At 71.6% G+C, this 26,997-nt stretch carries 28 protein-coding genes; 9 read left to right on the top strand and 19 right to left on the bottom strand.

All coding sequences use genetic code 11. The features are described from left to right. Window positions 1-79: 79 nt before the first annotated feature. On the bottom strand, window positions 80-283 hold the full coding sequence (locus AB0L59_RS17225) for a hypothetical protein (protein ID WP_031167290.1): 204 nt from the start codon (window positions 281-283) through the stop codon (window positions 80-82). 382 nt (window positions 284-665) lie between these two features. Further along, window positions 666-947 (bottom strand): acylphosphatase, encoded by a 282-nt coding sequence (locus AB0L59_RS17230; RefSeq protein ID WP_365583940.1) that lies wholly within the window; start codon window positions 945-947, stop codon window positions 666-668. A 191-nt stretch (window positions 948-1,138) separates the two neighbouring features. On the opposite strand from AB0L59_RS17230, the gene AB0L59_RS17235 reads away from it, so the two are divergent. Then, window positions 1,139-2,419 carry a CAP domain-containing protein gene (locus tag AB0L59_RS17235; protein WP_365583942.1) on the top strand — a complete coding sequence of 427 codons (1,281 nt, stop codon included), beginning with the start codon at window positions 1,139-1,141 and terminating at the stop codon, window positions 2,417-2,419. A gap of 162 nt (window positions 2,420-2,581) precedes the next feature. Here the strand turns inward: AB0L59_RS17235 and atpF are convergent, their stop codons facing one another. After that, window positions 2,582-3,091: a F0F1 ATP synthase subunit B gene (gene atpF / locus AB0L59_RS17240; protein ID WP_365583944.1), complete on the bottom strand. Its 510-nt coding sequence runs from the start codon at window positions 3,089-3,091 to the stop codon at window positions 2,582-2,584. 537 nt (window positions 3,092-3,628) lie between these two features. Further along, on the bottom strand, window positions 3,629-4,210 hold the full coding sequence (locus AB0L59_RS17245; RefSeq protein ID WP_365583947.1) for a flavodoxin family protein: 582 nt from the start codon (window positions 4,208-4,210) through the stop codon (window positions 3,629-3,631). 138 nt (window positions 4,211-4,348) lie between these two features. On the opposite strand from AB0L59_RS17245, the gene AB0L59_RS17250 reads away from it, so the two are divergent. Then, a complete protein-coding gene (locus AB0L59_RS17250) occupies window positions 4,349-4,744 on the top strand; it encodes a helix-turn-helix domain-containing protein (protein WP_365584368.1) in 396 nt (131 codons plus the stop codon). On the opposite strand, the gene mutM is transcribed toward AB0L59_RS17250, so the two are convergent. The 8 genes from mutM to recG all read right to left on the bottom strand — a co-directional run bounded on the left by mutM (window position 4,717) and on the right by recG (window position 12,029). Continuing rightward, window positions 4,717-5,577, bottom strand: coding sequence for a bifunctional DNA-formamidopyrimidine glycosylase/DNA-(apurinic or apyrimidinic site) lyase (gene mutM, locus AB0L59_RS17255; RefSeq protein ID WP_365583949.1), 861 nt, complete (start codon window positions 5,575-5,577; stop codon window positions 4,717-4,719). The two genes, AB0L59_RS17250 and mutM, sit on opposite strands and share 28 nt — an antisense overlap. A gap of 81 nt (window positions 5,578-5,658) precedes the next feature. Then, a complete protein-coding gene (gene rnc / locus AB0L59_RS17260; RefSeq protein WP_365583951.1) occupies window positions 5,659-6,519 on the bottom strand; it encodes a ribonuclease III in 861 nt (286 codons plus the stop codon). 8 nt (window positions 6,520-6,527) lie between these two features. Then, window positions 6,528-6,701: a 50S ribosomal protein L32 gene (gene rpmF / locus AB0L59_RS17265; RefSeq protein WP_003951102.1), complete on the bottom strand. Its 174-nt coding sequence runs from the start codon at window positions 6,699-6,701 to the stop codon at window positions 6,528-6,530. A gap of 2 nt (window positions 6,702-6,703) precedes the next feature. After that, complete coding sequence (locus AB0L59_RS17270; protein ID WP_365583953.1) at window positions 6,704-7,348, bottom strand: YceD family protein; 645 nt, start codon at window positions 7,346-7,348, stop codon at window positions 6,704-6,706. Window positions 7,349-7,507: 159 nt separating this feature from the next. After that, the gene (locus AB0L59_RS17275) at window positions 7,508-8,578 is read right to left on the bottom strand and encodes an ATP synthase F0 subunit B (RefSeq protein ID WP_365583955.1); all 1,071 of its coding nucleotides are present in this window, start codon (window positions 8,576-8,578) and stop codon (window positions 7,508-7,510) included. 57 nt (window positions 8,579-8,635) lie between these two features. Then, window positions 8,636-9,115 carry a pantetheine-phosphate adenylyltransferase gene (gene coaD, locus AB0L59_RS17280; protein WP_365584371.1) on the bottom strand — a complete coding sequence of 160 codons (480 nt, stop codon included), beginning with the start codon at window positions 9,113-9,115 and terminating at the stop codon, window positions 8,636-8,638. A gap of 26 nt (window positions 9,116-9,141) precedes the next feature. Further along, window positions 9,142-9,729 (bottom strand): 16S rRNA (guanine(966)-N(2))-methyltransferase RsmD, encoded by a 588-nt coding sequence (gene rsmD / locus AB0L59_RS17285; protein ID WP_365583956.1) that lies wholly within the window; start codon window positions 9,727-9,729, stop codon window positions 9,142-9,144. Between the two features lie 80 nt (window positions 9,730-9,809). Then, a complete protein-coding gene (gene recG, locus AB0L59_RS17290) occupies window positions 9,810-12,029 on the bottom strand; it encodes an ATP-dependent DNA helicase RecG (RefSeq protein WP_365583958.1) in 2,220 nt (739 codons plus the stop codon). A gap of 222 nt (window positions 12,030-12,251) precedes the next feature. On the opposite strand from recG, the gene AB0L59_RS17295 reads away from it, so the two are divergent. Continuing rightward, complete coding sequence (locus AB0L59_RS17295) at window positions 12,252-14,078, top strand: HSP90 family protein (RefSeq protein WP_365583960.1); 1,827 nt, start codon at window positions 12,252-12,254, stop codon at window positions 14,076-14,078. Next, on the top strand, window positions 14,078-17,041 hold the full coding sequence (locus AB0L59_RS17300; RefSeq protein WP_365583963.1) for a tetratricopeptide repeat protein: 2,964 nt from the start codon (window positions 14,078-14,080) through the stop codon (window positions 17,039-17,041). The genes AB0L59_RS17295 and AB0L59_RS17300 overlap by 1 nt, the downstream gene beginning before the upstream one ends. A 48-nt stretch (window positions 17,042-17,089) precedes the next feature. Here the strand turns inward: AB0L59_RS17300 and AB0L59_RS17305 are convergent, their stop codons facing one another. Continuing rightward, on the bottom strand, window positions 17,090-18,811 hold the full coding sequence (locus AB0L59_RS17305; RefSeq protein WP_365583966.1) for a DAK2 domain-containing protein: 1,722 nt from the start codon (window positions 18,809-18,811) through the stop codon (window positions 17,090-17,092). Between the two features lie 257 nt (window positions 18,812-19,068). On the opposite strand from AB0L59_RS17305, the gene rpmB reads away from it, so the two are divergent. After that, a complete protein-coding gene (gene rpmB, locus AB0L59_RS17310; protein WP_003993230.1) occupies window positions 19,069-19,254 on the top strand; it encodes a 50S ribosomal protein L28 in 186 nt (61 codons plus the stop codon). Between the two features lie 88 nt (window positions 19,255-19,342). Here the strand turns inward: rpmB and thiD are convergent, their stop codons facing one another. Both thiD and AB0L59_RS17320 read right to left on the bottom strand, forming a co-directional pair. After that, a complete protein-coding gene (gene thiD / locus AB0L59_RS17315; protein ID WP_365583968.1) occupies window positions 19,343-20,173 on the bottom strand; it encodes a bifunctional hydroxymethylpyrimidine kinase/phosphomethylpyrimidine kinase in 831 nt (276 codons plus the stop codon). Next, window positions 20,125-21,090, bottom strand: coding sequence for a thiamine-phosphate kinase (locus AB0L59_RS17320; RefSeq protein ID WP_365583971.1), 966 nt, complete (start codon window positions 21,088-21,090; stop codon window positions 20,125-20,127). Before AB0L59_RS17320 ends, thiD begins: the two co-directional genes overlap by 49 nt. A gap of 246 nt (window positions 21,091-21,336) precedes the next feature. Between AB0L59_RS17320 and AB0L59_RS17325 the strand changes: the two genes are divergently transcribed. Further along, on the top strand, window positions 21,337-21,570 hold the full coding sequence (locus tag AB0L59_RS17325) for an Lrp/AsnC ligand binding domain-containing protein (protein ID WP_053137604.1): 234 nt from the start codon (window positions 21,337-21,339) through the stop codon (window positions 21,568-21,570). 20 nt (window positions 21,571-21,590) lie between these two features. Further along, window positions 21,591-22,109, top strand: coding sequence for a DUF3515 domain-containing protein (locus tag AB0L59_RS17330; RefSeq protein ID WP_365583973.1), 519 nt, complete (start codon window positions 21,591-21,593; stop codon window positions 22,107-22,109). A gap of 9 nt (window positions 22,110-22,118) precedes the next feature. Here the strand turns inward: AB0L59_RS17330 and AB0L59_RS17335 are convergent, their stop codons facing one another. From AB0L59_RS17335 to AB0L59_RS17345, 3 genes are all read right to left on the bottom strand, one after another. Then, window positions 22,119-23,276, bottom strand: coding sequence for a D-alanine--D-alanine ligase family protein (locus tag AB0L59_RS17335; protein WP_365583976.1), 1,158 nt, complete (start codon window positions 23,274-23,276; stop codon window positions 22,119-22,121). A 102-nt stretch (window positions 23,277-23,378) separates the two neighbouring features. Further along, the gene (locus tag AB0L59_RS17340) at window positions 23,379-24,389 is read right to left on the bottom strand and encodes an NAD(P)H-dependent glycerol-3-phosphate dehydrogenase (protein ID WP_365583979.1); all 1,011 of its coding nucleotides are present in this window, start codon (window positions 24,387-24,389) and stop codon (window positions 23,379-23,381) included. After that, window positions 24,386-25,156, bottom strand: coding sequence for a lysophospholipid acyltransferase family protein (locus AB0L59_RS17345; RefSeq protein WP_365583981.1), 771 nt, complete (start codon window positions 25,154-25,156; stop codon window positions 24,386-24,388). Before AB0L59_RS17345 ends, AB0L59_RS17340 begins: the two co-directional genes overlap by 4 nt. Window positions 25,157-25,308: 152 nt before the next feature. Between AB0L59_RS17345 and cofC the strand changes: the two genes are divergently transcribed. Both cofC and AB0L59_RS17355 read left to right on the top strand, forming a co-directional pair. Next, entirely contained in the window at window positions 25,309-25,947 is a 639-nt protein-coding gene (cofC, locus tag AB0L59_RS17350; RefSeq protein ID WP_365583983.1) for a 2-phospho-L-lactate guanylyltransferase, read from the top strand. Window positions 25,948-26,069: 122 nt separating this feature from the next. Continuing rightward, a complete protein-coding gene (locus AB0L59_RS17355; protein WP_365583986.1) occupies window positions 26,070-26,273 on the top strand; it encodes a hypothetical protein in 204 nt (67 codons plus the stop codon). A 70-nt stretch (window positions 26,274-26,343) separates the two neighbouring features. Here the strand turns inward: AB0L59_RS17355 and AB0L59_RS17360 are convergent, their stop codons facing one another. Further along, the gene (locus tag AB0L59_RS17360; RefSeq protein ID WP_365583988.1) at window positions 26,344-26,994 is read right to left on the bottom strand and encodes an HU family DNA-binding protein; all 651 of its coding nucleotides are present in this window, start codon (window positions 26,992-26,994) and stop codon (window positions 26,344-26,346) included. Between the last annotated feature and the right edge of the window lie 3 nt (window positions 26,995-26,997).

Consider the following 26,997-nt stretch of genomic DNA (forward strand, 5'->3'; position numbering starts at 1 on the left):
TTGCAGCCGCCCCATCAACTGAGCGGTTGATTACGGCAGCCCGATCGCTGCGACTGCTTTTTGTGGAGCGATGCAGTGATCAGGTGAGCGCAGGCTCCGCCTGGTGTGCGTCGATGCTCTCCATGATCCTGTCCTGAGAAGCGGCAGCCGACAGCGCTTCGTTCTCCGCCTGGATCCGTACGAGCTCGGACTCCAGGTCCTGGACGCGCTGCTGCAGCCGTCGCATCTCGGCGAGGAGTCGAGGGTCGGAGCCGCCGACGTAACCGAGAAGCGCCTTTGCCATGATGGATGGTCCTCCACACTGAGTGACCGACCGATGCGGTGTGGGTCGTGAGGGATTTGCACCCGCGGTGCTTGGCACATCCGGGTGTTGCTCTACTGTTGCTCCATGCCAAACAGCTAAGGTGCGCGGGGCTTTCAGCGTCTCACCAAAAAGTTTGACGGTCAACACGATCACGCCCTGTATTGGTGGGCACCCCAGGGCGCGCGGCCGGGAAAGCGGCGGCGCTGCGACTCATCCGGGGCCCTCAGGGCGTGACGATCAGCTGTACCAGCGGAGCCTGCCATGCCGGGCCGTTCTTGGCAACCACCAGGTCGTTTCTGCTGTGCGCATGTGCCCCCGGCAGCTCCCCGTGCGCCGGCCTGCGCGCCTTTACACAACCCGCTCAGCGGATGGCGAAGCCGTCATAGCCGCCGCGCGGTGTGTCCCAGATCTCGGTGACTCCGTCCACGTGTCCGGGCGTGTCGTGGCCCTGGAGCCAGTCCAGCAGGCCTTCGCAGCCCTCACGCGAGCCCTCCGCGACCACCTGGACGCGACCGTCGGCCAAATTGAGAGCAAAACCACTCAGGCCGCCGATCTCCAGCGCCTTGGCGCGCGTGAACCAGCGGAAACCCACGCCTTGCACGCGTCCACGCACCCATGCGACCAGTCGTACTTCCTCGCTCATGGGGGCAACCTAACCGGCCGATGTCGCTCGGGACACATCGCCCTTCAGCGGCATGCGGTAGCGTCCGCCCCCGATGCATCTCATATGAAACTCACTCGATCGAGTGAGCCGGGTTGGCCAGAGGGACTCATTCGCCGCGCAGGCGCCCGCAGGCAACCGGTCGACCGCGAGACGAGGAAGAGGGCAAGGACATGGGACGCCACCGACGCTCCGCCGCCGGCCGCGCCGCCACGGGCCGCGCCACGGGGGTCACCCACACACAGCGCTCCCTCACCGGAGGCGACGCCCCGCAGCACTCGTACTCGGGTGAGCCCTGGCAGGACGCGTACGCGGGCGGGAGCCGGCCTGGCCCCTACGAGGGTGAGCCCTGGGAGGACTCGTACACCGGTGAGGTACGGCGGCACGCGTACCCGGGGGAGATCGTCCGCCGGGAACAGGCGCCCCGGGGCATCGCGCCCTATCTGAACCCGGAGGCGCACAGGCCGGCGACCGGTCTGCAGCCGCTGGCCTACGCCGACGCGACCGCCAGGGCGCACGCCTATCTGTTCGCGGCGGACGGCGAGGGTCCGGGCGGCCCCGGAGGCGGTGGCCTCACCTCGGACGGTGATCCCTCCCCCGGTCACCGGCGCCGCAAGAAGGGCGCGCGGCCGGTGCGCGCGGGTTTGATCGGCGTGTCCGCCGCCGTCGCCCTCGGTACGGCAGCGGTGGCCTCGGGCGTGGTGCCCGGCCTGCAGAACTACAGGCTCGGCGGTGATACGCACACCACCGGTGGGGAGCGCGTGCAGGCGGCGGCCGCGCCGAGCAACACGGCCGCCGAGCAGGGCGGCACCTCGGGCAGCGCCGCCGGCCGCGACGGCGGCGCCGTCACCAGCCGGACCCCCACGCGTCCGCAGTCCCCGAGCCGGTCCGTCTCCCCGTCCGCCTCCCCGTCCACGTCGGCATCGCGGTCCGCCTCCCCCACGCCCACCCCGTCGAAGACGGCGACCGCGAAGCCGACGCCGCGGGCGACGCCGGCCGGCAAGCCGCAGGGCACTCCGTCGGCCACGGCGTCCAAGGCGCCGAAGGCGAGTGCCGCGCCGATGACGGTGTCGGCGGCGAACGCGGCCGAGGCGGAGGTGCTCAAGCTCGTCAACGAGGAGCGGGCGAAGGTCGGGTGCAGCGCTCTGGCCGCGAACTCCTCGCTGACCAAGCTGGCCGATTCGTTCAGCGACGACATGGCAGCGCGGGACTTCTTCGACCACACCGACCCGGACGGCAAGACGCCGTGGGACCGGGCCGCGGCGGCCGGCATCACCGACCTCGGCGGCGAGAACATAGCCCGCGGCCAGGCCGACGCGGCGGCCGTGATGCAGGCCTGGATGAACAGTCCCGGCCACCGCGCCAACATCCTGAACTGCGACTTCAAGACCCTCGGCGTCGGCGTCCACTTCGGCCCGGGCGGGCCTTGGTGGACCCAGGACTTCGGGTACTGAGACAACCACAGGTCAGACGGCCATGCACCTCATGGGGCGTGTCCGGGCCGTCAATCGTGGGGCCGCGGGCGTCGACAGCGCCGGCGCCGTACGCGGTCGTTGAAGCGGTTCCGAATCCAGCGGCAGCCCTGCCGGCCTCCACGACTTCCCCGGACAGAACACCTAGTGCAAGCCCGCCGAGCTCCGGGCATCCAGGTCTGAGAAGAAACGGTCCACGATCTCGCTGTCGGCGACACCTTCGAGGGGCTCGCCGACCACCCGACCGGCCAGCTCCGTGGCCAATGACGCGATGTCTCCCCGGAGCTCCGTCTCCGCGATGACCCGATCGGCCGCGAGCCGCGCCTGAGCTTCCACAATCATCGCCTCGCGCTCCCGGAGGCCCTCGGCTCGAATCTCGGCGATCAGTTGCGCGCCCTGCTCCGAAGCCTCCTGACGCAGGCGGGCTGCCTCGTGTCGGGCCTCGGCCAGCTCCTCGCGATACGCGGCGAGGACTTCACCGGCTTCCGTCGCCAACTGTTCAGCACGTTCCACCTGGCCCTCGATCGCGTCCTTCCGTTCGTCGAGCACCTTGTTGATACGCGGAAGGAGAACCTTGGTCATACAGAGGAAGACCACAGCGAAGGTCACCACGCCGACGATCGTCTGTGCGGATCCAGGTATCAGAATGCCCATGCCAAGATCGTAGTGGTGTTACAGAAGCGTTATGGTGTGCTTCAGGTAAGAGTTCTCCCCCGCGGGCGGCACTCTTCCGAACCGGTGCTCCAGGCTCCCAGCACGGAGCTTGCGCCGGGCGCACAGCACCGCCCGAAGCCGACAGCTCACCGGCTGAGCGCCAGCCATGTGCTGGATCGCTGAAGACGTGTGCGTCAGCTGGGGCCCCACAGGCCCGTGGGCCGTTTCCGATCGTCTCCGCCGTCGAGCCCTGGGGCGTGCTCGCCCACGCCGCCGACGGCAATCCCGCCGACCTCGCGCGGGCCGTGCTACGCCTGGACGATCGCGGTTGGGTCGAGGTGCACCGCAGAGAGCCGTGCACCGCGCCCGACGGCCAGGAGGGTGCCGCCCGGGGCACCCGTCCCCGTCCCCCGCGCCGAGTTCCCTGCGCTCCTCCAGGCTCCCACGACCTGGGGTGATCCGGCGGATCCCCGCCGGTGCGGCGCCGTCACCTCTCGGTGACGGACGCCTGGCGGGCCCTGAACCGTCCGTGAGCCGCTAGGCCGCCCGCCCCAGGGCGAACGTCCGCGCCGTCTCCGCGACCCGGCGCCCCAGATGCTCGGCCGTGGCCACGTCGGCCTTGTGGACGGCCTCGGGGCCCTCGTCGCTGTTGGTCTGGGCGGCGGCGCCGGCGAAGAAGCCGAGGCGGTTGAGGTCGTTCTCGGAGGCGGTGCTGGAGTTCCAGCCGGGGAGCAGACCGAGGTTGACCCAGGTCATGCCGTGCTGGGCGGCGAGCGTCTGGAAGAACTGCAGGGTGTGCAGCTTGTCGCCGCTCTTGGAGGCCGAGTTGGTGAAGCCCGCGGCCAGCTTGTCCTTCCAGTCCTGGCCGAACCAGCGCTTGGAGGTCGCCTCCGCGAAGACGTGGAAGGCGCCGGAGGCGGTGCCCATGTAGGTGGGCGAGCCGAAGACGATCGCGTCGGAGCGGTCCAGCGTCTCCCACTGCTCGTCGGTGATCTCGTCGACCTTGATCACGTGCACCTCGGCACCCGCGTCGGCGGCACCGGTACGGACGGCCTCGGCGAGCACGGCGGTGTGGCCGTAGCCGGAGTGGTAGGCGATGGAAACGACAGGGGTGGTCACACGAACTCCTCGGATTGACGGCCCAAAAGACGGAGTGGGCAGCTCAAAAGCAGTGACCACAGGAAAGCACTAACTTCTGGTTAGTGCAACCTCGCGGTTAGCGCTATGCGCAGGTACCCTTGGAGTATGAGTGCCGGTATGAGCGTCACCGCCGAGGACCACGACGACCTCGCCTACAACGTCTTCGCCAAGGCCTGCCCGTCCCGCGGCACGCTGGAGCACGTCACGGGACGCTGGGGCGGCCTGACGCTCGGCGCGCTGTACGAGGGTTCGCTGCGCTTCAACGAGCTGCGCCGCCGCGTCGACGGCGTGAGCGAGAAGATGCTGTCCCAGACGCTGCACGCGCTGGAGCGCGACGGCCTGGTGCACCGCGAGGCACAGCCGACCAACCCGCCGCGGGTGGACTACGAACTGACCCCCTTGGGCCGACAGGTCGCGGAGCGGCTGCTGGCGCTCATCCACTACGTGGAAGGCGCCATGGACGACGTCCTCGCGGCACGCGCGCGCTACGACGAGACGCGCGGCGCCCTCTGACACTTCGGGCAGAAGTAGCTGGAGCGGTTCATCCACGCCCGGCGGCGGATCGGCGTACCGCACCGGTTGCAGGGCTCGCCCTCGCGGCCGTACGCGTCCAGGGACCGGTCGAAGTAGCCCGACTCGCCGTTGACGTTGACGTACAGGCTGTCGAAGCTGGTGCCGCCGACCGCGAGGGCCGCGTGCATCACATCCCGGACGTGGCCGAGGAGTTCGGTGGTGACCGGGCGGGTGAGGTTCGCCGTCGGGCGCTCGTAGTGGATGCGGGCGCGCCACAGCGCCTCGTCCGCGTAGATGTTGCCGACGCCGCTGATCAGCGACTGATCCAGCAGGGCCCGCTTGATGGTGGTCCGCTTGCGCCGCAGCGACCGGTGGAAGGCCTCGTCGTCGAACAGTTCGTCGAGGGGGTCGCGCGCGATGTGCGCGATGACGTCCGGGAGCCCGTCGGGGGTGTTGTCGTGCAACGACAGCCCGCCGAAGGTGCGTTGGTCGACGAACCGCAGTTCGGTGCCGAGGGAGTCGGCGAACCGCACCCGGATGCGCAGGTGCCTCTCGTCCGCCGCCTGGTGCGGCTGCACCAGCAGCTGGCCGCTCATGCCCAGGTGGGCGAGGACGGACTGGTTGGTCTCCTCCAGCGGCAGCCACAGGTACTTGCCGCGGCGGCTGGGAGTGCCGATGTGGTGGCCCTTGAGCCGGTGCGCGAAGTCGTCGGCGCCCGCGACGTGCCGGCGTACGGCGCGCGGGTGCAGCACCTCGACCTCGGCGACGGTGCGGTGGGCGACCCAGCGCTCCAGGCCGCGCCGGACGACCTCGACCTCGGGCAACTCGGGCATCGGGACCCCCGTACTGAGCGGTGGACGAGCCGAACGCCCGCCCCGTCGGAGACGGCGGCGGGCGCTCGGTACTGCTGTGGGTCAGGCGGAAGCGGACGACGGGTCGCCGTCGTTGGCGGCGAGCGCCTTGGCCTCCTCGGCGGCCTGCTTGGCTTCCTTGGCCGCCTTGGCACGCTCGTCCGCAGCGGCCCGGATGGACCGCCAGGCGGACTCGGCGGCCTGCTGCTCCGCCTCCTTCTTGCTGCGGCCGGTGCCGGTGCCGTACGAGACGCCTCCGACGCGGGCGGCAGCAGTGAAGGTCTTCTCGTGGTCGGGACCGGTCTCCGTGACCAGGTACTCGGGCACGCCGAGCCCTTCGGTCGCGGTCAGCTCCTGGAGACTGGTCTTCCAGTCCAGGCCGGCGCCGAGGTTCGAGGACTTCTCGATCAACGGGTCGAAGAGCCGGTGCACCAGCTCGGACGCCGAATCGAGGCCCTGATCGAGATAGACCGCGCCGATCACCGCTTCCAGGGTGTCGGCGAGGATGGACGCCTTGTCCCGGCCGCCCGTTCCCTCTTCACCGCGGCCGAGCCGGATGAAGGAGCCCAGGTCGAGGCCGCGCCCCACCTCCGCCAGCGCACGCGAGTTGACCACCGCGGCCCGCAGCTTGGCCAGCTGGCCCTCGGGCAGGTCGGGGTGGGTGCGGTACAGCGTGTCCGTGACGACGAGACCGAGGACGGAGTCACCGAGGAACTCCAGCCGCTCGTTCGTCGGCAGACCGCCGTTCTCGTACGCGTAGGAACGGTGGGTCAGCGCGCGCACCAGAAGGGCGGACTCGACCTGGTAGCCGAGCCGCCCTTCCAGAAGCGTGTGGGACGAGGCCGTGTTGTCCGCCTTCTTCTTGGCGGGTGCGTCCGCCTTGGCGTCTTCCGCCTTCTTGGGACTGGACACAGTGCCTCTCACCAGCCCGCTCAGACTTCGAGGACCTGGCGCTTGTTGTAGGTGCCACAAGACGGGCACGCGATGTGCTGCTGCTTGGGCTCGTGGCAGCGCTCGCACGCAACCAGGGTGGGGACCGCAGCCTTCCACTGCGACCGGCGGTGGCGCGTGTTGCTGCGCGACATCTTCCGCTTCGGAACAGCCACGGCTACTTCTCCTGCTTCTCGTCGACGCCCGCTTCGGCGCCGCTCATCTCGTCCTTCTCGCCGTCTTCGAGTGAACCGGCGAGTCCCTGCAAAGCCGCCCAACGGATGTCGACGGCGTCGTGGTGGTGGTCCCGGTCGTCCGCGAGCCGCGCTCCGCACTCGGAGCACAGGCCCGGGCAGTCTTCCTGGCACACCGGCTGCATCGGCAGTGCGAGCACCACCGCATCGCGCAGCAGAGGTTCGAGGTCGAACAGTCCGTCCTCGAGGAAGAACCGGTCCTCGTCGTCCTCGGCGTCGTCGCCCGGCTCCGCGATCACGCGGCCCCGGTCGTCGGCGTCAGGGTACGAGAACAGTTCCTGGAAGTCCGCTTCGAGCTCCAGCCCGACCGGCTCCAGACACCTTACGCACTCCCCCTCGGCCTGTGCACGGGCGGTGCCTGTGACGAGCACCCCTTCCATGACCGACTCGAGCCGGAGTTCGAGCTCCACCGGGGCGCCTTCCGGCACTCCGATGACCCCTTGGATGCCGAGATCTGCGGGAGCGTCGATCGTGCGGGTCAGGCGCTGCAGCGCGCCAGGACGCCGACCCAGCTCGTGCGTGTCGAACACAAGGGGGTTGCGGTGGTCGAGGCGGGCGTTGGAAGCCATTCCTGCTTTCGATCTTCGAGCTCGGAGGGCCGCCGCCCGTCGGTGCTCAGGGCAGCGGAGATCGCGGACGTACGTGCGACCGAAGAGCCAGGATACTGGACCTTTCGCTCTCGACCCAATCCGGTGGTCGGAGGGCGGTCGCGCGGCGCGTCCCCGGCCCTACAGCCCCCGGCCCTGCTCGTACGCCCTCAGCTGCTCCGCGCTGATCATGCCGGTGTCGAAGAGACTGGTCTCGTCGAGGGCGTAGCCCTGCTGCGACTGGTGCTGAGCGGCCTGCTGCTGGACCTGCTGGGGGTCGTAGGCGGCCTGCTGCTGGTCGTAGCCCTGGTAGGCGTACGGATCGGCCTGCTGGTAGCCGTACGGGTCCTGCTGGGCGTAGGTGGGCTGCTGCGGGAAACCGCCGTAGGGGTCCGGCTGCTGCTGGTCGTACCCATAGGCGGGCTGCGGCTCGTACGCCGGCTGCTGGGGCTGCTGGGGCTGCTGGGCCGCGCGCTCGGCCTGGGTGTCCTGGTCGGCGAGGGCCGCGAGGTCGGCGAGGTAGTCGGCGTCGCTGGAGTGCTGGAAGGTCGTGGTGTCGTCGGCCAGGGCGCCGAGGTCGTCGGTGGCGATCCGGCCGTGCAGCTTCTGCCGGCCGCGGCCCACCGCCTCCAGGGTCTTGGCGAGGACCGCCTCGAAGGCGCCGAGCTTGACGTCGACGTACTGGTCGGCGTTGTGGCGCAGGGTCTCCGGGTCGTGGCTGCGCTCGGGGGCGTCCTCGTCCTCGTAGCCGTTCTCGTCCAGACCGGGGCCGGTGCCGAGGAGCTTCTCGCGGCCGCGGCCGACCGAGCCGAGGGTCTTGGTGAGGACCACCTCGAAGTTGGCGAGCTTGGAGTCGACGTAGTCGTCGGCGTCGGCGCGGATCTCCTCGGCCTCCTGGCGGGCCTCGGCGAGGATCCGGTCGGCCTCGGCCTGGGAGCGGCGGGCGATCTCGGTGTCGGAGATCAGCGAGCCGCGCTCGGCGTGCGCGGTCTCGATGATCCGCTCGGCCTCCTGCCGGGCCTGCTCGACCATCTGCTCACGGCCGCCGATCAGCTCCTGCGCCTGTGCGAGGGAGCCGGGCAGCGCCTGGCGCAGCTCTTCGAGCATCGCGAGCAGCTCGGCGCGGTTGACCACGCACGACGCCGACATGGGCATGGACCGGGCGCCGGAGACCGTGGAGACGATCTCGTCGAGCTTCTTCTGCACGTCCACCTGTGCTCGCCACTCTCTACAGCCGGGTTGGAGACGGACGGGACGACTGTAGCCCCATCAATCCTTGCGCAGACGCTTGTTCAGGGCCTGGAGCACCGGGGCGGGCACCAGGTGGGAGACGTCGCCGCCCCAGGCCGCGACCTCCTTGACCAGCGAGGAGGAGAGGAAGCTGTAGGTGGGGTTGGTGGGCACGAACAGCGTTTCGACGCCGGTGAGGCCGATGTTCATCTGGGCCATCTGCAGCTCGTAGTCGAAGTCGCTGACGGCCCGCAGGCCCTTGACGATGGCGGGGATGTCGCGCTGCTTGCAGAAGTCGACGAGGAGGCCGTGGAAGGCCTCGACCCGGACGTTGGAGTAGTCGGCGGTGACCTCGCGGATCAGCTCGATCCGCTCCTCGATCTCGAACAGGCCCTTCTTGGACTTGTTGATCATCACCGCGACGTACACCTCGTCGTACAGACGGGAGGCTCGGGCAATGATGTCGAGGTGTCCGTTGGTGATCGGGTCGAACGACCCGGGACAGACGGCGCGGCGCACTTGTGATCCCTCGCTCTCCGGTCCGGTCATCGTGCGTCTTCGCACGTAGAGGCGGCGCGACCGTACCAAAACGTTCCCTCGCCGTAGCGACGGGACCGGATCGCCTCGAAGCCGTCCGGCCACTGGAATTCGCCGCCTCTGGTGCTGCGCTCCACGGTGACCAGCGCTTGCTCAGCGAGCCAGCCTTCCGAGTGGAGTGTGAGCAGAATCTCGCGAAGATCGTCGTCCGTGACGGCGTACGGGGGGTCGAGGAAGACGAGGTCGTACGGTTTTTCCGGGGCCGGTTGCCTGATGATCTGTTCCGCTCTGCCTGCTCTGACCTCGGCGCCCGGGAGCCCCAGGTTCTTCACGTTCTCGCGGACGATCCTCGCGGCGCGGGCGTCCGCCTCGACGAGGAGCGTGTGGCTCGCGCCCCGGGAGAGGGCTTCCAGGCCCACGGCGCCCGAGCCGGCGTAGAGGTCGAGGACCCGTTCGCCGTCCAGCGGGCCGCCGAGGAGGGACTGCCAGGTGGAGAAGAGGCCCTCGCGTGCGCGGTCGGATGTCGGCCGGGTTCCGGTGCCGGGCGGTACCGAGAGGCGCCGTCCGCCTGCCGTACCGGCGATCACGCGGGTCATGTGGGGTCCTTCTTCGTGGGCGGCATTACGGTTCATTGTGGCTGGTGGCGCGGTTCCCCGCGCCCCTGGGTACGCCTCCTTCACCCCTTTTCCAGGTACTGCTCCCTCTCCTCGTCCACAAGGGCGTCCAGGGCCGTACGAAGGCCCGGCAGACGCTCCAGCTCGGGGTCGGCCGCCACCAGCGCCGTCGCCTCCTCCCGCGCCTCCGCGATGACCTCCTCGTCCTCGATGACCGCGAGAACGCGCAAGGAGGAGCGGGCGCCGGACTGGGCCTGGCCGAGGACGTCGCCCTCGCGGCGCTGTTCGAGGTCGATGCGGGAGAGCTCGAAGCCGTCGAGGGTGGCGGCGACGGCGTTCAGCCGCTGGCGGGCCGCGCCGGCCTCGGGCATCTCGGTGACCAGGAGGCACAGGCCCGGGGCCGAGCCCCGGCCGACGCGGCCGCGGAGCTGGTGGAGCTGGGAGACGCCGAAGCGATCGGCGTCCATGATGACCATCGCCGTGGCGTTGGGGACGTTCACGCCGACCTCGATGACCGTGGTGGCGACGAGGACGTCCGTCTCGCCGGCCGCGAAGCGGCGCATCACCGCGTCCTTGTCGTCCGGGTGCATGCGGCCGTGGAGGACCTCCACCCGCAAGCCTTGGAGGGGGCCGCGGCTCAGCTGGTCGGCGACGTCCAGGACCGCGAGCGGCGGGCGCTTCTCCGCCTCGTCCTCGGGTGACGTCTTCTGGCCGGCCTTCTTGGGGTCGTCCTCCTCGTCGCCGATGCGGGGACAGACGACGTACGCCTGGTGGCCGTCGGCCACCTCCTCGCGGACCCGCTCCCAGGCGCGGGCCAGGAAGTGGGGCTTGTCGGCGGCGGGGACGACGTGGCTGGCGATCGGGGAGCGGCCGGCGGGGAGCTGGTCGAGGACGGAGGTCTCCAGGTCGCCGAAGACCGTCATGGCGACCGTGCGCGGGATCGGGGTGGCCGTCATGACCAGCAGGTGCGGGGGCTGTTTGCCCTTGCCGCGCAGGGCGTCGCGCTGCTCCACGCCGAAGCGGTGCTGCTCGTCGACCACGACCAGGCCGAGGTCGTGGAACTGCACCTTGTCCTCGATCAGGGCGTGGGTGCCGATGACGAGGCCGGCCTCACCGGTGACCAGGTCGAGCAGGGCCTGGCGGCGGGCGGCGGCGCCCATGGAACCGGTGAGCAGCACCACCTTGGTGGCGTGCTCGGCGCCGCCCAGCATGCCTCCCTCGGCCAGCTCGCCCATCATCTCGGTGATCGAACGGTGGTGCTGCTGGGCGAGGACCTCGGTGGGCGCCAGCATGGCCGCCTGGCCGCCCGAGTCGACCACGGCGAGCATGGCGCGCAGGGCGACCAGGGTCTTGCCCGAACCCACCTCCCCCTGCAGCAGGCGGTGCATCGGGTGTTCCGTGGCCAGATCGTCGAAGATCTCCTTGGAGACCTTCTGCTGGCCGTCGGTGAGGGTGAAGGGCAGGCGGTCGTCGAAGGCCGTGAGGATGCCGTCCGGCTCGGGGGTGCGGGGGACGGCGGGGAGCTGGGTGTCCGCGTGGCAGCGGCGGGCCAGGGCGACCTGGAGGACGAAGGCCTCGTCCCACTTCAGGCGGGCGCGGGCGCCGGCGATGTCGGCCTTGGTGTGCGGGCGGTGGATCTTGAGGAGGGCCTCGGGGAGCGGAAGCAGGCCGCGGCCCTCGCGCAGGGAGGGCGGCAGCGGGTCGAGGGCTTCCTGGGCGGTGGGCAGCACCGTCTGGATCGCCTTGCCGATCTTCCAGGACTCCAGTTTGGCGGTGGCCGGATAGAGGGGGATCAGCGCGCCGGCCCAGTCCTCGACCGTCTCGTCGCTGTCGCCGCGCAGCAACTCGTACGCGGGATGGGCCAGTTGGAGGCGGCGGTTGAAGACCGAGACCTTGCCGGCGAACATCGCGCGCGTGCCCGGCAGCAGCTCCTTGTGGGGCTTGTGCACGCCGTTGCCGAAGAAGACCAGCTGGAGCCGGCCGCTGCCGTCGGTGATCGTGACCTCCAGGCGCTGGCCCTTGCCGCGAGGGGCCTTCGCGGAGGCGAAGGTGTGCAGCCGGGCGTCGGCGACCTGGGCGACGACCGTGACGTGCTCGTCCATGGGGAGGTCGGCGAGGTGGGTGAGCTGGCCGCGCTCCTCGTATCTGCGCGGGTAGTGGTGGAGGAGGTCGCCGACGGTGTGCAGGCCGAGGTGCTCGGCCATCACCTTCGCGGTGGCGGGGCCGAGCACCGACTTCAGTGGCTGCTTCAGTGGTTCTTGCAGTGCGGGCACGAGATCCATTGCACACCACGGCACTGACAATGCCGTAGCGCTGCCCTGCGGATGCGCCCGGGACTGCGGCACGCGGATTCTTCGCGCAATGCCGGACGAATCCGGAAACCCCTGGTCAGGTGCGCTCTTTCGGCTCTAGGATGGCGCGCTCCGGCCATCCTTCGCGGTCACCGCTCGTCCGGGACCGCCCGACCCCGCGCCGCACGCACTCCCCCCTCCGGCGCAGTGACGATGGACTCCCAGACCTCACAGGCATCCCAGTCACCTCACACACCTCACACGTTCCAGGTCGACCTGCGCGGTCTGGTGGACCTGCTCTCCCATCACCTCTACTCCAGTCCCAAGGTCTACCTGCGCGAGCTGCTGCAGAACGCGGTGGACGCCGTCACCGCCCGACGGGCCGCGGACCCGGATGCCCCGGCGCTGGTCCGGCTGCATCCGGCGGACGGCGGCCTGCGGGTGGAGGACAGCGGCATCGGGCTCACCGAGGCGGACGTACACGACCTGCTGGCCACCATCGGGCGCAGTTCCAAGCGGGCCGAGGGCCTGCAGGAGGCCCGCTCGGACTTCCTCGGCCAGTTCGGCATCGGCCTGCTCGCCTGCTTCGTGGTCGCCGAGCGGATCCGGGTGGTCAGCCGCAGCGCCCGTACGCCCGGCGCGCCACCGGTGGAGTGGACGGCGCGCGACGACGGCTCGTACACCGTGCGTACGCTGCCGGACGCCGACCGGCCCGAGCCGGGTACGACCGTGTACCTGACGGCGCGGGCGGGGGCGGCCGAGTGGCTGGCGCCCGAGCGGGTCCTGCGGCTGGCCCGGGACTTCGGTTCGCTGCTGCCGTACGACGTCCGGGTGGGCGAGGAGCCGGTCACCGAACTGCCCGCGCCCTGGGACCGACCGTATCCGAGCCCTTCCCGCCGAAGGGTGGCGCTGGCCCGGCACTGCCACGAGCTGTTCGGGTTCACACCCCTGGACGCGATCGACCTGGACGTGCCGCTGGCCGGGATCCGCGGGGTGGCTTACGTCCTGCCGTCGGCCGTGAGCCCCGCCCAGCGGGCGACCCACCGGGTGCATCTCAAGGGCATGCTGCTGACCGAGCGGGCCGAACAGCTGCTGCCCGACTGGGCGTTCTTCGTGCGCTGTGTGCTCGACACCGACAGCCTGCGGCCCACGGCCTCGCGGGAATCGCTGTACGAGGACGAGACGCTGGCCGCCGTACGGGAGGCGCTCGGCGAAAGGATGCGTTCCTGGCTCACGGGTCTCGCCGCCGGTGACCCGGAGCGGCTGACGGACTTCCTCGCCGTGCACCACCTGGGGGTGAAGTCGCTCGCCCGGCACGATCGGGAGATGCTGCGCACGATGCTGCCCTGGCTGCCGTTCGAGACGACCGACGGGCAGCTGTCCCTGGAGGAGTTCGCTCAGCGGCACCCGGTGGTGCACTTCACGCGGACCGTGGAGGAGTACCGGCAGGTCGCGCCGATCGCCTCGGCGCAGGGCGTCGGGGTCGTCAACGGCGGCTACACGTACGACAGCGACCTGGTCGAGGCGCTGCCGTCGGTGCGGCCGGGGACAGTGGTCGCCGAGCTGGACGCGGACACCGTCACCGCGCACCTGGACGCGGTCGACCCGGGCGAGGAGCTGGCCCTGTCCGGCTTCCTGGCCGCCGCACGGGCGAAACTCGACCCGCTCGGCTGTGACGTCGTCCTGCGGGCCTTCCATCCGCTGTCGGTGCCCGCGCTGCACCTGGACGACCGGGCCGCCCGGCACGAGCAGGCGCGCGCGGCGGCCGAGGAGCAGGCCGACGACCTGTGGGCGGGCATCCTCGGCTCGCTGCGCGGCAGCGCCCCGCGCGCGCGTCTGGTGCTCAACCATCTCAACCCGCTGGTGCGGCGCATCGGTTCGCTCAAGGACCCGGAACTGATCGGCACCGCCACCGAGTCGCTGTACGGACAGGCGCTGCTGATGGCCCAGCGCCCGCTGCGGCCCGCCGACTCGGCGCTGCTCAACCGCGCGTTCATCGGCCTGCTGGAGTGGGCCACACACGGGGAGAACGGTCACTGATGGCGGAGATCACGGACTTCGACGCGCTGCGCCGGGCGATGGCGGAGAACTCCGAGCAGCCGGAGGGCCCGGCCCGCAACGCGCGCGCGGAGCGGCTGCTGGCCGAGGCCGAGCGGCTGGACATCCCGCTCGCCGTGATCGAGGCGCTCGGGCACCAGCTGAAGGTCTACAACTACAGCTCCGAGAAGGACAAGATGTTCGTCCCGTTCGCGCGGCTGCTGCGCATGTGGGACGAACGGCCCGAGGACTTCGACGAGTACGAGACGCACTCGCTGCACTGGGTCTTCAAGTGGATGTCGGCGGGTCTGCTGGACCAGCCGCACATCCCGCTCGCCTCGATCGAGAAGTGGCTCGGCGAGATGGAGCACCGCTACCGGCTCGCCGGGCACTCCGAACGGGCCGTGCGCGGCGCCGAGTTCAGCGTGGCCGAGCACATCGGGGACCTGCCGCGGGCGGAGCGGGCGTACGCGGCGTGGCTCGCCGCGGACCGGGACGCGATGGCCGACTGCCACGCCTGCGAGCTGCACGGGCAGGGCACCTGGCAGGTCACGCGCGGCCGGGACGAGGAGGCGCTGGAGCTCTGGCAGCCGGTGCTCCGGGGCGAGTTCACCTGTGCGCACGAGCCGCACACCGTGCTGGCGTCGTCGCTGGGGCCGCTGCTGCGCCTGGGCCGGGTGGACGAGGCCCGCGCGAACCATCTGCGCGGCTTCCGGCTGGTGCGGCCCATGGAGAGCATGCGCGCCGCCTACGCCGACCACGTGGAGTTCTGCGCGCTGACCGGGAACGAGGCGCGTGCGCTGGAACTGCTCGCCGAGCGCCCGGCGTACTTCACGGACAACGGGCATCCGCGCAGCCGGCTGGAGTTCCTGGCCGTGGTGGCGCTGCTGATGAACCGGCTGACCGAGCTGGGGCTCGCCGGACAGCGGGTGCCGGGACCGGCCGGGCGGACCTGGACCGCGGGGGAACTCGCCGCCCACGCGCGCGTGGAGGCACTCGAACTGGCCGAGCGGTTCGACCGGCGCAACGGCACGTCGTGCGTCGGCGACCGGGCACGCGCGCGTATGGCCCAGCGGCCGCTGGTGGACCGCCTGCCGCTGGGCGTGCGCACGGTGCGCCCGGCGCCGGCACCGGTGGCCGCGCCCCCGTCACCGCAGGTGCACGACGAGGAGCCCGACCTGGCGGCCCTGCTCGCCGAGGCGCGGCGGCTGTCGGACACGCTGCGACCGCATGCGCTCGAGGCCTGGGCGGCGGTCGCGCGGGCCGCGCGCGGCACGGAGCTGGAGCCGCGCGACCGCGCGGAGATCGCCGACCACGAGGCGATGGCCCGCGGTCCCGAGGGCGTCGAGCTGTTCGAGCGGGCGGCGGAGCTGTACGCGGAGGCGGGCGACCCCGGCGAGGCACTGGCGGCACGCGCGCGGGGAGCGTACGTCCGCGCCCTCGCGGGCGAGGTGGACGCGGCGCTGGAGACGGTCACCGGGCTGTACGACGACGCACTCGCCCTGTACGCCGACGAGGCCACCGGGGTACGGCAGACGGCGTCGGTGGTGATGAGCCGGGCGCGCGTTCTGATGCGGCGGGTGCACGCGGAAGCGCCGGTGCGGGAGGACCGGGCGCCGGACGGGCCGGCCTCCGGGGTGCCGGTGCCCGGGCGGGCGCAGGAGGCGCTCACGCAGGCCGAGCAGGCCGTGCGGGAAGTGCTGGCGCTCGTCGGTGGGCGGGCCGGCGACGACGTGCGGATCGCGGCGCGGGCCGCGGAGGCGCGGGCGATGCTGGCCGAGCTGGCCGGGCTGAGCGGGGACGCCGGGCGGGCCGCGGAGCTGTTCGGGCAGGCGGCCCACGCGTATGTGAGCGCCGGGGTTCCGTGGTTCGCCGTGGAGTACGAGGTGCAGGTCGCCGCACTGGCCCACGAGGCCGGCGACCAGGCCGGGGCCGAGCGGGCGCTGCGGTCCGCGCTGGAGCACGGCGGCCCGTATGTGGAGCCGGTCGGGCGGGCCCAGCTGCATCTGCAGCTCGCCGAGGTGATCGGCGGCCGCGGTGAGGTCGACGAGGCCGCCGAGCATGCGCTGGAGGCCGCGCACTGGGCCGACGAGGCCGGCGAGAGCGGCACGCTGGGCGCCTGGGCGCGGCAGCAGCTGGGCGGGCTGCTGCTCCGCCGGGGCCGCTGCGCGGAGGCCGCCGAGGTGCTGGAGTCGGCGCTGGCCGACCTGTCCGCCGAGACGCACGGCGACGGCGCCGTCGTACAGGCGCAGTGGTGGCTCGGCGACTGCCTGAGCGAGCTGGGTGACCACCGCGCGGCAGCGGAACACCGGCTGCGGGCGGCGGAGATCGCCCGGCACTGGCCCGAGCAGCAGGACCACGCCACGCTCGCCCACCTCGCCGCCGAGTCGCTGAGCAGGGCCGGTCTGCTGGAGGAGGCCGATCAGGCCTACGCGCGTGCGGGCGAGCTGTGGCGGGCGCTGGGCAACTGGGCCTTCCTCGTCCGCTCGCTGCGCGCCCGCGGCTGGCTGGCGCTGCGCGGGGAGGGCGCGGCGGAGGATGCGCGAGAGCTGATGGCGCGGGCGGTGCGGGAGTGCGAAGAGGCACTGGACGCGGTGGCCGGCCCGGTGGTGCGGGAACAGCTCACGGACGAACTGGCCCACACCCACCGCCAGTTCGGTGACCTGCTGGTCCGTTCGGCGGCCGAGGAGGCCGAAGACGCGGCGATCCGGGGAGCGTTCGAGGCGGCGCTGGTCCAGATGGACCGGGCGGCCGTGCTGTTCGGCACGCTGGGCGCGGCCGGGCTGCACGACCGTACGGGCGCCGAACTCGCCGCGGGCCGGCTGGCGGCGGACCTCGGCCGGCCTGCCGAGGCGGCGGCACGCGCGCGTGCCGTACTCGCGGCCTACGAGGGTGACGACGGCGCGGACGAGACCGTGCGGGCGCGGCGGGCGGAGGCAGCCCGGATGCTCGGACAGGAGGCGTGAGGCCGGCTCACACCGGGCCTTCGCCTCAGTGGCCCTGGCCCCCCGCCCTCACTCCACGCCGATGAGCAGCAGCGTCCCCTGCCGGCCGCCCCGGTACACCATCGTGTCCACGGCCAGGTAGGACTCCCGTACCCGGGCCTCCAGGTGCTCGGCGACGGCCTCGGGGGCCCCGTCGCCGACGACGAGGGTGACGAGTTCGCCGCCGGCCTGGAGCATGCGGTCCAGGACGGTCGCGGCGGTGGCGGTGACGTCCGGGCCGATCACCGCCACGTCGCCGTCGATCAGCCCGAGCACGTCCCCGGCCTGGCAGATGCCGGCGGTCGTCCAGGACTGGCGTTCGGCGACCACGACCTCGGCGTACCGGGTGGCGCCCGCCGCCGCCGTCATCTGGACGACGTCCTCGTCGAACCGGCGCCCCGGCTCGTGCACGGCCAGCGCGGCGATGCCCTGGACCGCCGAGCGGGTCGGGATCAGGGCCACCCGGATGCCCTCGGTGCGGGCCTGTTCGGCGGCGGCGGCGGCCGTGTGGCGCAGCTCGGCGTCGTTGGGCAGCAGGACGACCTCGCGCGCGTGGGCGCGCCGTACCGCCTGCACCAGCTCTCCGCTGGCGGGCGGCTCCCCGGGGCGCGCGAGGACGGTCGTGGCGCCCGCCTCGGCGTACAGCCCGGCCAGGCCCTCGCCCGGTACGACGGCGACGACCGCCCGCTCGGCGCGCTCGCGCGGGGGCCGCTCGCCGCCGGTGTGCACGTCCCCGATCCCGAAGTGGGTGATCCGGATCCGGTACGGCCGCCCGGCCTCCACGCCCGCCTCCACCGCGGCGCCCGCGTCGTCGACGTGCACATGGACGTTCCACAGCCCGTCGCCGCCGACCACGACCAGGGAGTCGCCGAGCGCGTCGAGGCGTTCCCGGAGCCGGGCCACGGCCGTGTCGCCGGCCTCCAGGAGATAGATCACCTCGTAGGCGGGCCCGCCGGCCCCGGTGCCGTCGGCGCACAGGTCCGCGTCGCACACGGCCGCCACGCGCGCGTGCCCGCCGGAAACGGCGTCCGGGGCCTCGCCGACGACCATGGCCTGCGGTGCCGCGAGGCCCGCCCGCGCGGCCGGAGCCTCCTGTACCGCCTCGCCCGTGAACGCCTCCACCAGCGCCCCCAGGACGGCCACGAGGCCGCGTCCGCCCGCGTCGACCACGCCGGCCCGGCCGAGCACGGCCAGCTGCCCGGGAGTGGCCGCCAGAGCCTTACGGGCTCCCTCGTAGGCCGCCCGCGCGACGGCCCCGCAGTCACCCTCGGTCTCCTCGGCGGCCTCGGCGGCGGCCGAGGCGACGGTCAGCACCGTGCCCTCGACCGGGTGGGCCACGGCCTGCCGGGCGGAGTCGGCGGCCCGCCGCAGCGCCAGCCGCAGCCCCGCGCCGTCGATGTGGGAGGCGTCACCGCCCTGAGCGAGCACCTGTGACATGCCCCGTAGCAGCTGCGCCAGGATCGTCCCGGAGTTGCCGCGGGCCCCGATGAGCGCACCGTGGGCCATCGCGTGCACGGCGTCGGCCAGGGACGGCTCCCCGGCGCCCGTCCCATAGCCGGCGAACACCGCCTCCACGGCTGTCGCCGCCGATTCCAGGGTGAGGTAGAGGTTCGTTCCGGTGTCGCCGTCGGCCACCGGATAGACGTTGATGGCGTCGATCTCCTCACGCGCACGGCCCAGCGCGCCGAGCGCCAGACCGCACCAGGTGCGCACCGCGAGAGCATCGAAGAATGTCTGCGGCACCTGCGCCACCTGCGCCTCCCTGAGCTGGCTGGACGTGGTCGCAGCGTAGACCCAGGAACCCTGTCCACCGGAAGAGGGCCGGGAGCGGGGCCCTGAGCTGCCATGGTAGTTTCGTTGCACGGGCGCAGCCGTTGTATGCTGCTCCGGTTGCCCGATCCGATCGGGCCGTTCCCCTGGCAACGCCACTCAAGATCTCAGGTTTTAGGATCTCGATCCCGGCATGCCGGGATTAACCGTAAGTGCATCTGAAGTCTTTGGAGTGACCCGTGGCTGCCAACTGCGACGTCTGCGGCAAGGGGCCGGGCTTCGGCAACAACATCTCGCACTCGCACCGCCGTACGTCCCGCCGCTGGAACCCGAACATCCAGCGTGTGCGTACCGTGGTCGGCGGGACGCCGAAGCGCGTGAACGCTTGCACCTCGTGCATCAAGGCCGGCAAGGTCTCGCGCTGACGCTACAGCTGAGCGCGCGGCCACTGCCTGGTTCGCTGCACTGAGCCGGTCCACCCGAGGGTGGGCCGGCTTTTTGCCGTACCCGGGCTCAGGCCCTGAACCGCCACCCGTGATCCACCGGCCCGATCCCCGCCCCCAGCGCGAATCCGGCCGCGATGGCCCCCGTGACGTACTCCTTGGCCGCCGTGACCGCCTCCGGCACGGAGAGTCCCCTCGCCAGCCCCGACGCGATGGCGGACGCCAGCGTGCAGCCCGTGCCGTGCGTGTGCCGGTTGTCGTGGCGCGGAGCCCGCAGCCAGCACTCCCCGGAACCGTCCGTGAGCAGGTCGACGGCGTCCCCGGAGAGATGTCCGCCCTTGATCAGCACCCACCGCGGCCCGTACTCCAGCACGGCCGCCGCCGCCCGTCGCAGGTCGCCCTCCGACTCCACCCGCACCCCGGTGAGTTGCGCCACCTCGTCGAGGTTCGGGGTCGCCACGGTCGCCACCGGGAGCAGCTTCGTCCGTAGGGAGTCCAGCGCGGAGGCGGCCAGCAGCGGATCGCCGTGCTTGGAGACGCCCACCGGGTCCACCACGGCCGGCGCGTCCGTGCCGGAGATCAACTCGGCGACCGCCTCGACCAGTTCCGCCGAGGCCAGCATGCCGGTCTTCACGGCCTGGACGCCGATGTCGTCCACGACGCTGCGGTACTGGGCGCGGACCGCCTCCACGGGCAGTTCCCAGGTGCCCTGCACGCCGAGCGAGTTCTGCGCGGTCACCGCCGTGATCACGCTCATCCCGTGCACGCCGAGCGCCAGCATCGTCTTCAGGTCGGCCTGGACGCCGGCCCCGCCGCCGGAGTCCGACCCCGCCACGGTCAGCACACGCGGGATCACGACTCGATGTCCCCGAAGTGGTCCCAGCCGCCCTTGCTGGTCCATGGCGCCCCGTCGACGGTCACCTGGGGCAGCGCGGAGGGGTTGAGGACCTCGCCGATGACCTTCCAGCGGGCCGGCAGCTTGGTGTCCGGCGGGAAGGTCGCGACGATCGCGTGGTCCTCTCCCCCGGTCAGCACCCACTGCATCGGGTCGACGCCCACGGCCTGCCCGATGTCGTTCATCTGGGTCGGGATGTCGATCGCACCGGAGCGGATGTCGATGCGGACCTTGCTGGCCTCGGCGATGTGCCCGAGGTCGGCGATCAGACCGTCGCTCACGTCGCACATCGCGGTCGCGCCGAGCGCGGCGGCGGCCGGGCCCGCGTGGTACGGCGGCTCGGGGCGGCGGTGGGCCTCGACGAAGGCGCGCGGAGAGCGGAAACCGCGGGAGAGGACCGCGTAGCCCGCCGCGGACCAGCCCAGCCAGCCCGTCACGGCCACCAGGTCGCCGGGCTGCGCTCCGGCGCGCGTGACGGGCTCCTGGTTGCGCAGATCGCCGAGCGCGGTGATCGACACCATGATCGTGTCGCCGCGTACGACGTCCCCGCCGACCACGGAGGCCCCCGCGACCTGGCACTCGTCGCGCAGGCCGTCCATCAGCTCGCTCGGCCAGGTCACCGGGAGCTCGGCCGGCACGACCAGGCCGAGCAGCAGGGCGGTAGGTACGGCGCCCATCGCGGCGATGTCGGCGAGGTTCTGCGCCGCCGCCTTCCGCCCGACGTCGTACGCCGTGGACCAGTCGCGGCGGAAGTGCCGCCCCTCCAGCAGGATGTCGGTGCTCGCCACCACCCGCCGGTCGGGCGCGGCGACCACCGCGGCGTCGTCGCCGGGACCGATCCGGACCGCCGGTGTGGTGGTGAGACGGGAGGTGAGCTCCCTGATGAGCCCGAACTCCCCGAGCTCACCAACAGTGCCCTTCATCGACCTTGCTCCCCTTCTCTGCCTTGCCGTGCCCACTCGCGCGTCATCAGTGTCCCCGATACGGTCGAGGTGACCGTCGATACGGTCCGGATGACCGTAGGAACGGTCTTGCGACCGTCAACTTCCGTCGTGCCTGCACCCTGGCGCGCAAGCCCGGTTCCCGCAGGTCTCCCCGCGGGGAGCGGCAACGCGATACCGTGGCGTTCCTTTTCCCCACATGATCCTCGTGGCCGCCCTGGAGGTTCCGTGGTACAGGCGTACATCCTGATCCAGACGGAGGTCGGCAAGGCGTCGACCGTCGCCGAGACGATCAGCAAGATCCCTGGAGTGATCCAGGCCGAGGACGTGACGGGACCGTACGACGTCATCGTGCGAGCCCAGTCCGACACGGTCGACGACCTCGGCCGCATGGTGGTCGCGAAGGTCCAGCAAGTGGACGGGATCACCCGCACCCTGACCTGTCCGGTCGTGCATCTGTAGCCCCCGTCTACCCTTGGCCGGTGGACATCTTCCGTCACCGGCCCCTCGGCCTGCTCGCGCCCGCGCTGCTGATCGCGGTCGCGGGCTGCTCCTCCGCAGACGACAGCGCCACCGTGGCGGTTCCCCGTCCCGACGCGAAGACGGCGGCGGTGTGCCGGGAGCTGCACCGGGTGCTGCCGTCCAAGCTCGACGGACGAAGCCGCAACGACCCCGAACCCCGGTCCGCCTACACGGCGGGCTGGGGAAACCCGGCGATCATACTGCGCTGCGGTGTCGTACGGCCGCCGAAGATGATCGATCCGAAGGTGGCCGAGGGCGGGGACCCCGACGCCATCGCGGGCGGGGTGAACGGCGTGGACTGGCTCATGGAGAAGCAGGGTGACGGCACCTGGCGGTTCACCACGGCCAACCGCACGGCCTATGTGCAGATCAGCCTGCCCAAGGGGATGTCCGCGCAGGAGGACGGCACGGGGATCCTCACGGACCTGGCTCCGGCCGTGAAGAAGGCGATCCCCGAGGGGATCGCCTCCATGAAGTGAGCAGCAGGCTCAGCGCAGCCCGGTCGAGCGGCGCAGCGCCGCCTGCACCAGGCGGTCGATCAGCTCGGAATAGCTGACGCCGCTGGCCTGCCACATCTGCGGATACATCGAGATCGGCGTGAAGCCGGGCAGGGTGTTGACCTCGTTGATCACGAACTCGCCGTCCTCGGTGAGGAAGAAGTCCGCGCGGACCAGGCCCTCGCAGGAGACCGCCTCGAACGCCTCCACCGCGAGCCGCCGCACCTCGGCCGTCTGCTCCACGGTGAGCGGCGCCGGGACGACGCCGGGAGTGGAGTCGATGTACTTGGCGTCGAAGTCGTAGTACGCGTGCGCGTCCGGCGGCGGGATCTCGGCCGGCACCGAGGCGCGCGGACCGTCCTCGAACTCCAGCACCCCGCACTCGATCTCACGGCCGCGCACGGCGGCTTCGACGAGGATCTTCGGGTCGTGTGCCTGCGCGGTGGCGATCGCCTCGTCCAGGCCGGACAGGTCGTCGACCTTGGTGATGCCGATCGACGAGCCCGCGCGCGCGGGCTTCACGAACAGCGGCCAGCCGTGGTCACCGGCGAAGTCGATGATCTTCTTGCGGGCGGCGGACTCGTCCTGCTCCCACTCGCGGGGCCGGATCAGCACGTACGGGCCGACCTTGAGCCCGAAGGAGGTGAAGATCCGCTTCATGTACTCCTTGTCCTGGCCGACGGCCGAGGCGAGCACACCGGCGCCCACGTACGGCACCCCGGACAGCTCCAGGAGCCCCTGCAGGGTGCCGTCCTCGCCGTACGGTCCGTGGAGCACCGGGAAGACCACGTCGACCTCGCCGAGCGCCTTGGGCACCGAGCCGGGCTCGCTGTAGACGACCTCGCGGCTGGCCGGGTCGACGGGGAGCACCACGCCGCCCTCGTGCGACTCCGCCAGCTCCTCGACGGCGGGCAGACGGCGGTCGGTGATGGCCATCCGCTCCGGCTCGTCGGCGGTGAGCACCCAGCGGCCCTCCCGCGTGATGCCGATCGGCAGGACGTCGTACTTCGTCCGGTCGATGGCCTTGAGGACCGCGCCTGCGGTGACCATGGAGATCCCGTGTTCGGAGCTGCGTCCGCCGAACACGACGGCCACGCGCGGCTTGCGCGACGGCTGCTCAGGGCTCTGGGGAAGGTTCTCGGTGCTCATATCGCGTTGAGAGTACCCGTTGGTATCCCCCGAGTCAGCGCCCGCCGGGACGCCGTGACTCAGCGTCCCTCCAACGGTCGCTCAGCGTCGCGCGAGGGAGATTCAGCGCCTCTCGGGCTTGGCGCTGCGCGACATCAGTTCCTTGAGCGCGACCACCGGCGGCTTGCCCTCGTGCACGATGTCCACGACCGTCTCGGTGATGGGCATCTCCACACCGTGCCGGCGGGCCAGATCCGCCACCGACTCGCAGGACTTGACGCCCTCGGCGGTCTGCCTGGTGACGGCGATGGTCTCCTCGAGGGTCATGCCCTTGCCGAGGTTGGTGCCGAAGGTGTGGTTGCGGGACAGCGGCGAGGAGCAGGTGGCCACCAGGTCACCGAGGCCCGCGAGTCCGGAGAAGGTCAGCGGGTCGGCGCCGAGCGCGACTCCGAGCCGCGCGGTCTCGGCGAGGCCCCGGGTGATGAGCGAGCCCTTGGCGTTGTCGCCGAGCCCCATGCCGTCCGCGATGCCGACGGCGAGCCCGATGACGTTCTTCACCGCACCGCCCAGCTCGCAGCCGACGACGTCGGTTTCCGTGTACGGCCGGAAGTACGGCGTGTGGCAGGCGGCCTGGAGGCGCTGGGCGACGGCCTCGTCGGTGCAGGCGACGACGGCGGCGGCGGGCATGCGGGCGGCGATCTCACGGGCCAGGTTGGGCCCGGTGACGACGGCGATGCGGTCCGGGCCGACCTTGGTGACGTCCTCGAGGACCTCGCTCATCCGCATGGTGGAGCCGAGTTCGACGCCCTTCATCAGGGAGACGAGCACGGTGTCCGGGGCGAGCATCGGGGCCCACTCGGCGAGGTTGGCGCGCAGGGTCTGGGACGGGACGGACAGCACGGTGAAGTCGGCGTCGGCCAGGGCCTCGGCGGGGTCGGTGGTCGCCCGCATGTTCTCGGGGAGTTCGACGCCCGGCAGGTAGTCCGGGTTGGTGCGGGTGGTGTTGATCGCCTCCGCGACCTCCGCGCGCCGGGCCCACAGGGTGACCTCGCACCCGGCGTCCGCGAGCACCATGGAGAAGGCCGTGCCCCACGAACCGGCGCTGAAGACCGCCGCCTTAACCGCCTTGCTCACTTGGTCTGCCCCTCCGGTTCCCTGCCCGTGGTCTGCGCCTGGGTGCGGCGCCGCTGTTCGATCCGCTCGCGGCGCGGGTCGTAGGGCGTCTCGGGCGCCTTCTCGCCGCGGATCTCCTCGAGGTGGCGGGTGATCGCCGCCATGATGACCTCGGTGGCCTCCTTCAGCAGGTCCGGGGTCATCTCCTTGTCGTAGAAGCGGGACAGGTCCACGGGCGGGCCCGCGAGCACGTGATGGGTCTTGCGCGGGAAGAGGTTCGGCTTCTTGGCGTACGGCGGCAGCAGTTCGTTGGCGCCCCACTGGGCGATGGGGATGACCGGGCACTTGGTCTGCAGGGCGACACGGGCGGCGCCGGTCTTGCCGGTCATGGGCCAGCCGTTCGGGTCGCGGGTGAGGGTGCCCTCGGGATAGAAGGCGACGCACTCGCCGCGTTCCACGGCGTCGATCGCGGCCCGGAAGGCGCTGAGCGCGTCCGTGGACTCGCGGTACACGGGGATCTGCCCGGTGCCGCGCATGGCGGCGCCGACGAACCCCTTCTTGAAAAGTCCGCTCTTCGCCAGGAATCGCGGAACCCGCCCGGTGTTGTACTGATAGTGCGCGTACGCGAAGGGGTCCACGTGGGAATTGTGGTTCACCGCGGTGATAAATCCGCCCTCGGCCGGAATGTGCTCCATTCCACGCCAGTCCCGCTTGATCAGAACCACCAGCGGCGGTTTGCAGATCACCGCGGCGAAGCGGTACCAGAAGCCGATTCTGCGGCGGGGCACAAGGACACCTTCCTCTAGGGCTGTCATCCCGGCGGGGGCCGCACAAGTGTCGCTCCGAGCCGCCGGTCTGTCGAGAACACCGTACGCCCCGCCACAGGTGGCGCCAGATGGCACGGGGACAATGATCGCGACGAGAGAGGGACGGTACGCCGGTGCAATGGACCTTGGTCATCCCGCTGAAGCCTCTGTCCCGGGCCAAGAGCAGGCTCTCGGACACCGCGGGCGACGGCCTGCGCCCGGGGCTGGCGCTCGCGTTCGCGCAGGACACGGTGGCCGCGGCGGTGGCCTGTACAACGGTGGCGGATGTGGTGGTCGTCACGGACGACGAGCTGGCGGCGCGCGAGCTGGCGGCGCTGGGGGCCCGGATCGTCGCGGACGCGCCGGCAGGTGGCCTGAACGCCGCTCTGGCGCATGGTGCGGCCGTCGTACGCGACATGCGCCCGCGCACACCGGTTGCGGCCCTGAACGCCGATCTGCCCGCACTGCGCCCGGCGGAACTGGCGGTCGTACTGGGGGCGGCGGAGGAGTTCTCCAGGGCGTTTCTCGCGGACGCGGCCGAGCTGGGCACGACGTTGCTGGCGGCGGGGCCGGAGGGGGAACTGCGGCCGGAGTTCGGCGAGGACTCCCGTTCCCGTCACCGCGCGTCCGGGGCGGAAGAACTCCGGCTGGCGGGCGTGGATTCGGTACGGCAGGACGTGGACACCGGCAGCGATCTGCGGGCGGCCCTGGCGTTGGGGGTCGGGCCGTTCACGGCCGCGGCGTCGGCGAAGTTGCTGATCCCGGGGTCGTGAGGGTGCCCGGTGTCCCGACGGGGCGCGGGGAAACCGCGCGCCCGGCCACGGCGGGCCCGCACCCCACAGAGCGCCCGCGGCCCTGCGACGCGTCCCGCAACGGCGAACACTAGGCTGGCGCCATGCAGGCCACGGCATACACCTACGACCCCGAAACCCGCAGCGGACAGGTGCTCCTCGACGACGGCACCCCCGTGTCCTTCGACACCGCCGCGTTCGACGCCGGAGGCCTGTTGCTGTTGCGCCCCGGGCAGCGCGTGCGGATCGAGACCGAGGGGCGGGGCGAGGGGCTGCGCATCACCCTCGTAACCCTTCAAACCCTGTAACTGCCCTTACACACGCCGCGGGCCGGGCTCCCAGGGGAGTCCGGCCCGGCGCGTGAGTGCCATGGCGTCCTTACGCGGTCGCCTTGCGGGCGGTGGCCTTCTTGGCGGTGGTCTTGCGGGCCGTCGACTTCTTGGCCGGGGCCTTCTTCGCGGTGACCTTCTTCGCCGGGGCCTTCTTGGCCGTCGCCTTCTTGGCGGTGGTCTTCTTCGCCGCGGTGGTCTTGGCGGTCGCCGTGGTCTTCTTGGCGGGCGCCTTCTTCGCCGTGGTCTTCTTCGCGGCGGCGGTCGTCTTCTTCGCCGGCGCCGCCTTCTTGGCCGTGGTCTTCTTCGCGGCCGCCTTGGTGGTCTTCTTCGCGGCGGCCTTCTTGACCGTCGCCGCGGCACCGCCGGTCAGGCTGCCCTTGGGCGCCTTCTTGACCGAGACCTCGCCACCGCGCGGGAGCTTCTTCGAGCCGCTCACCAGGTCCTTGAAGCCCTGACCGGCACGGAAGCGCGGCACGGAGGTCTTCTTGACCCGAACCCGCTCGCCCGTCTGAGGGTTGCGGGCGTAACGGGCGGGGCGGTCCACCTTCTCGAAGGACCCGAAGCCGGTGACCGAGACCCGCTCGCCCGCGACGACCGCGCGGACGATGGCGTCCAGGACATGATCGACAGCCTCGGCGGCCTGCTGGCGGCCACCCACCTTGTCGGCAATCGCTTCTACGAGCTGCGCCTTGTTCACGTC

The organism is Streptomyces sp. NPDC052109 (genome assembly GCF_040680195.1).
GTDB lineage: Bacteria > Actinomycetota > Actinomycetes > Streptomycetales > Streptomycetaceae > Streptomyces.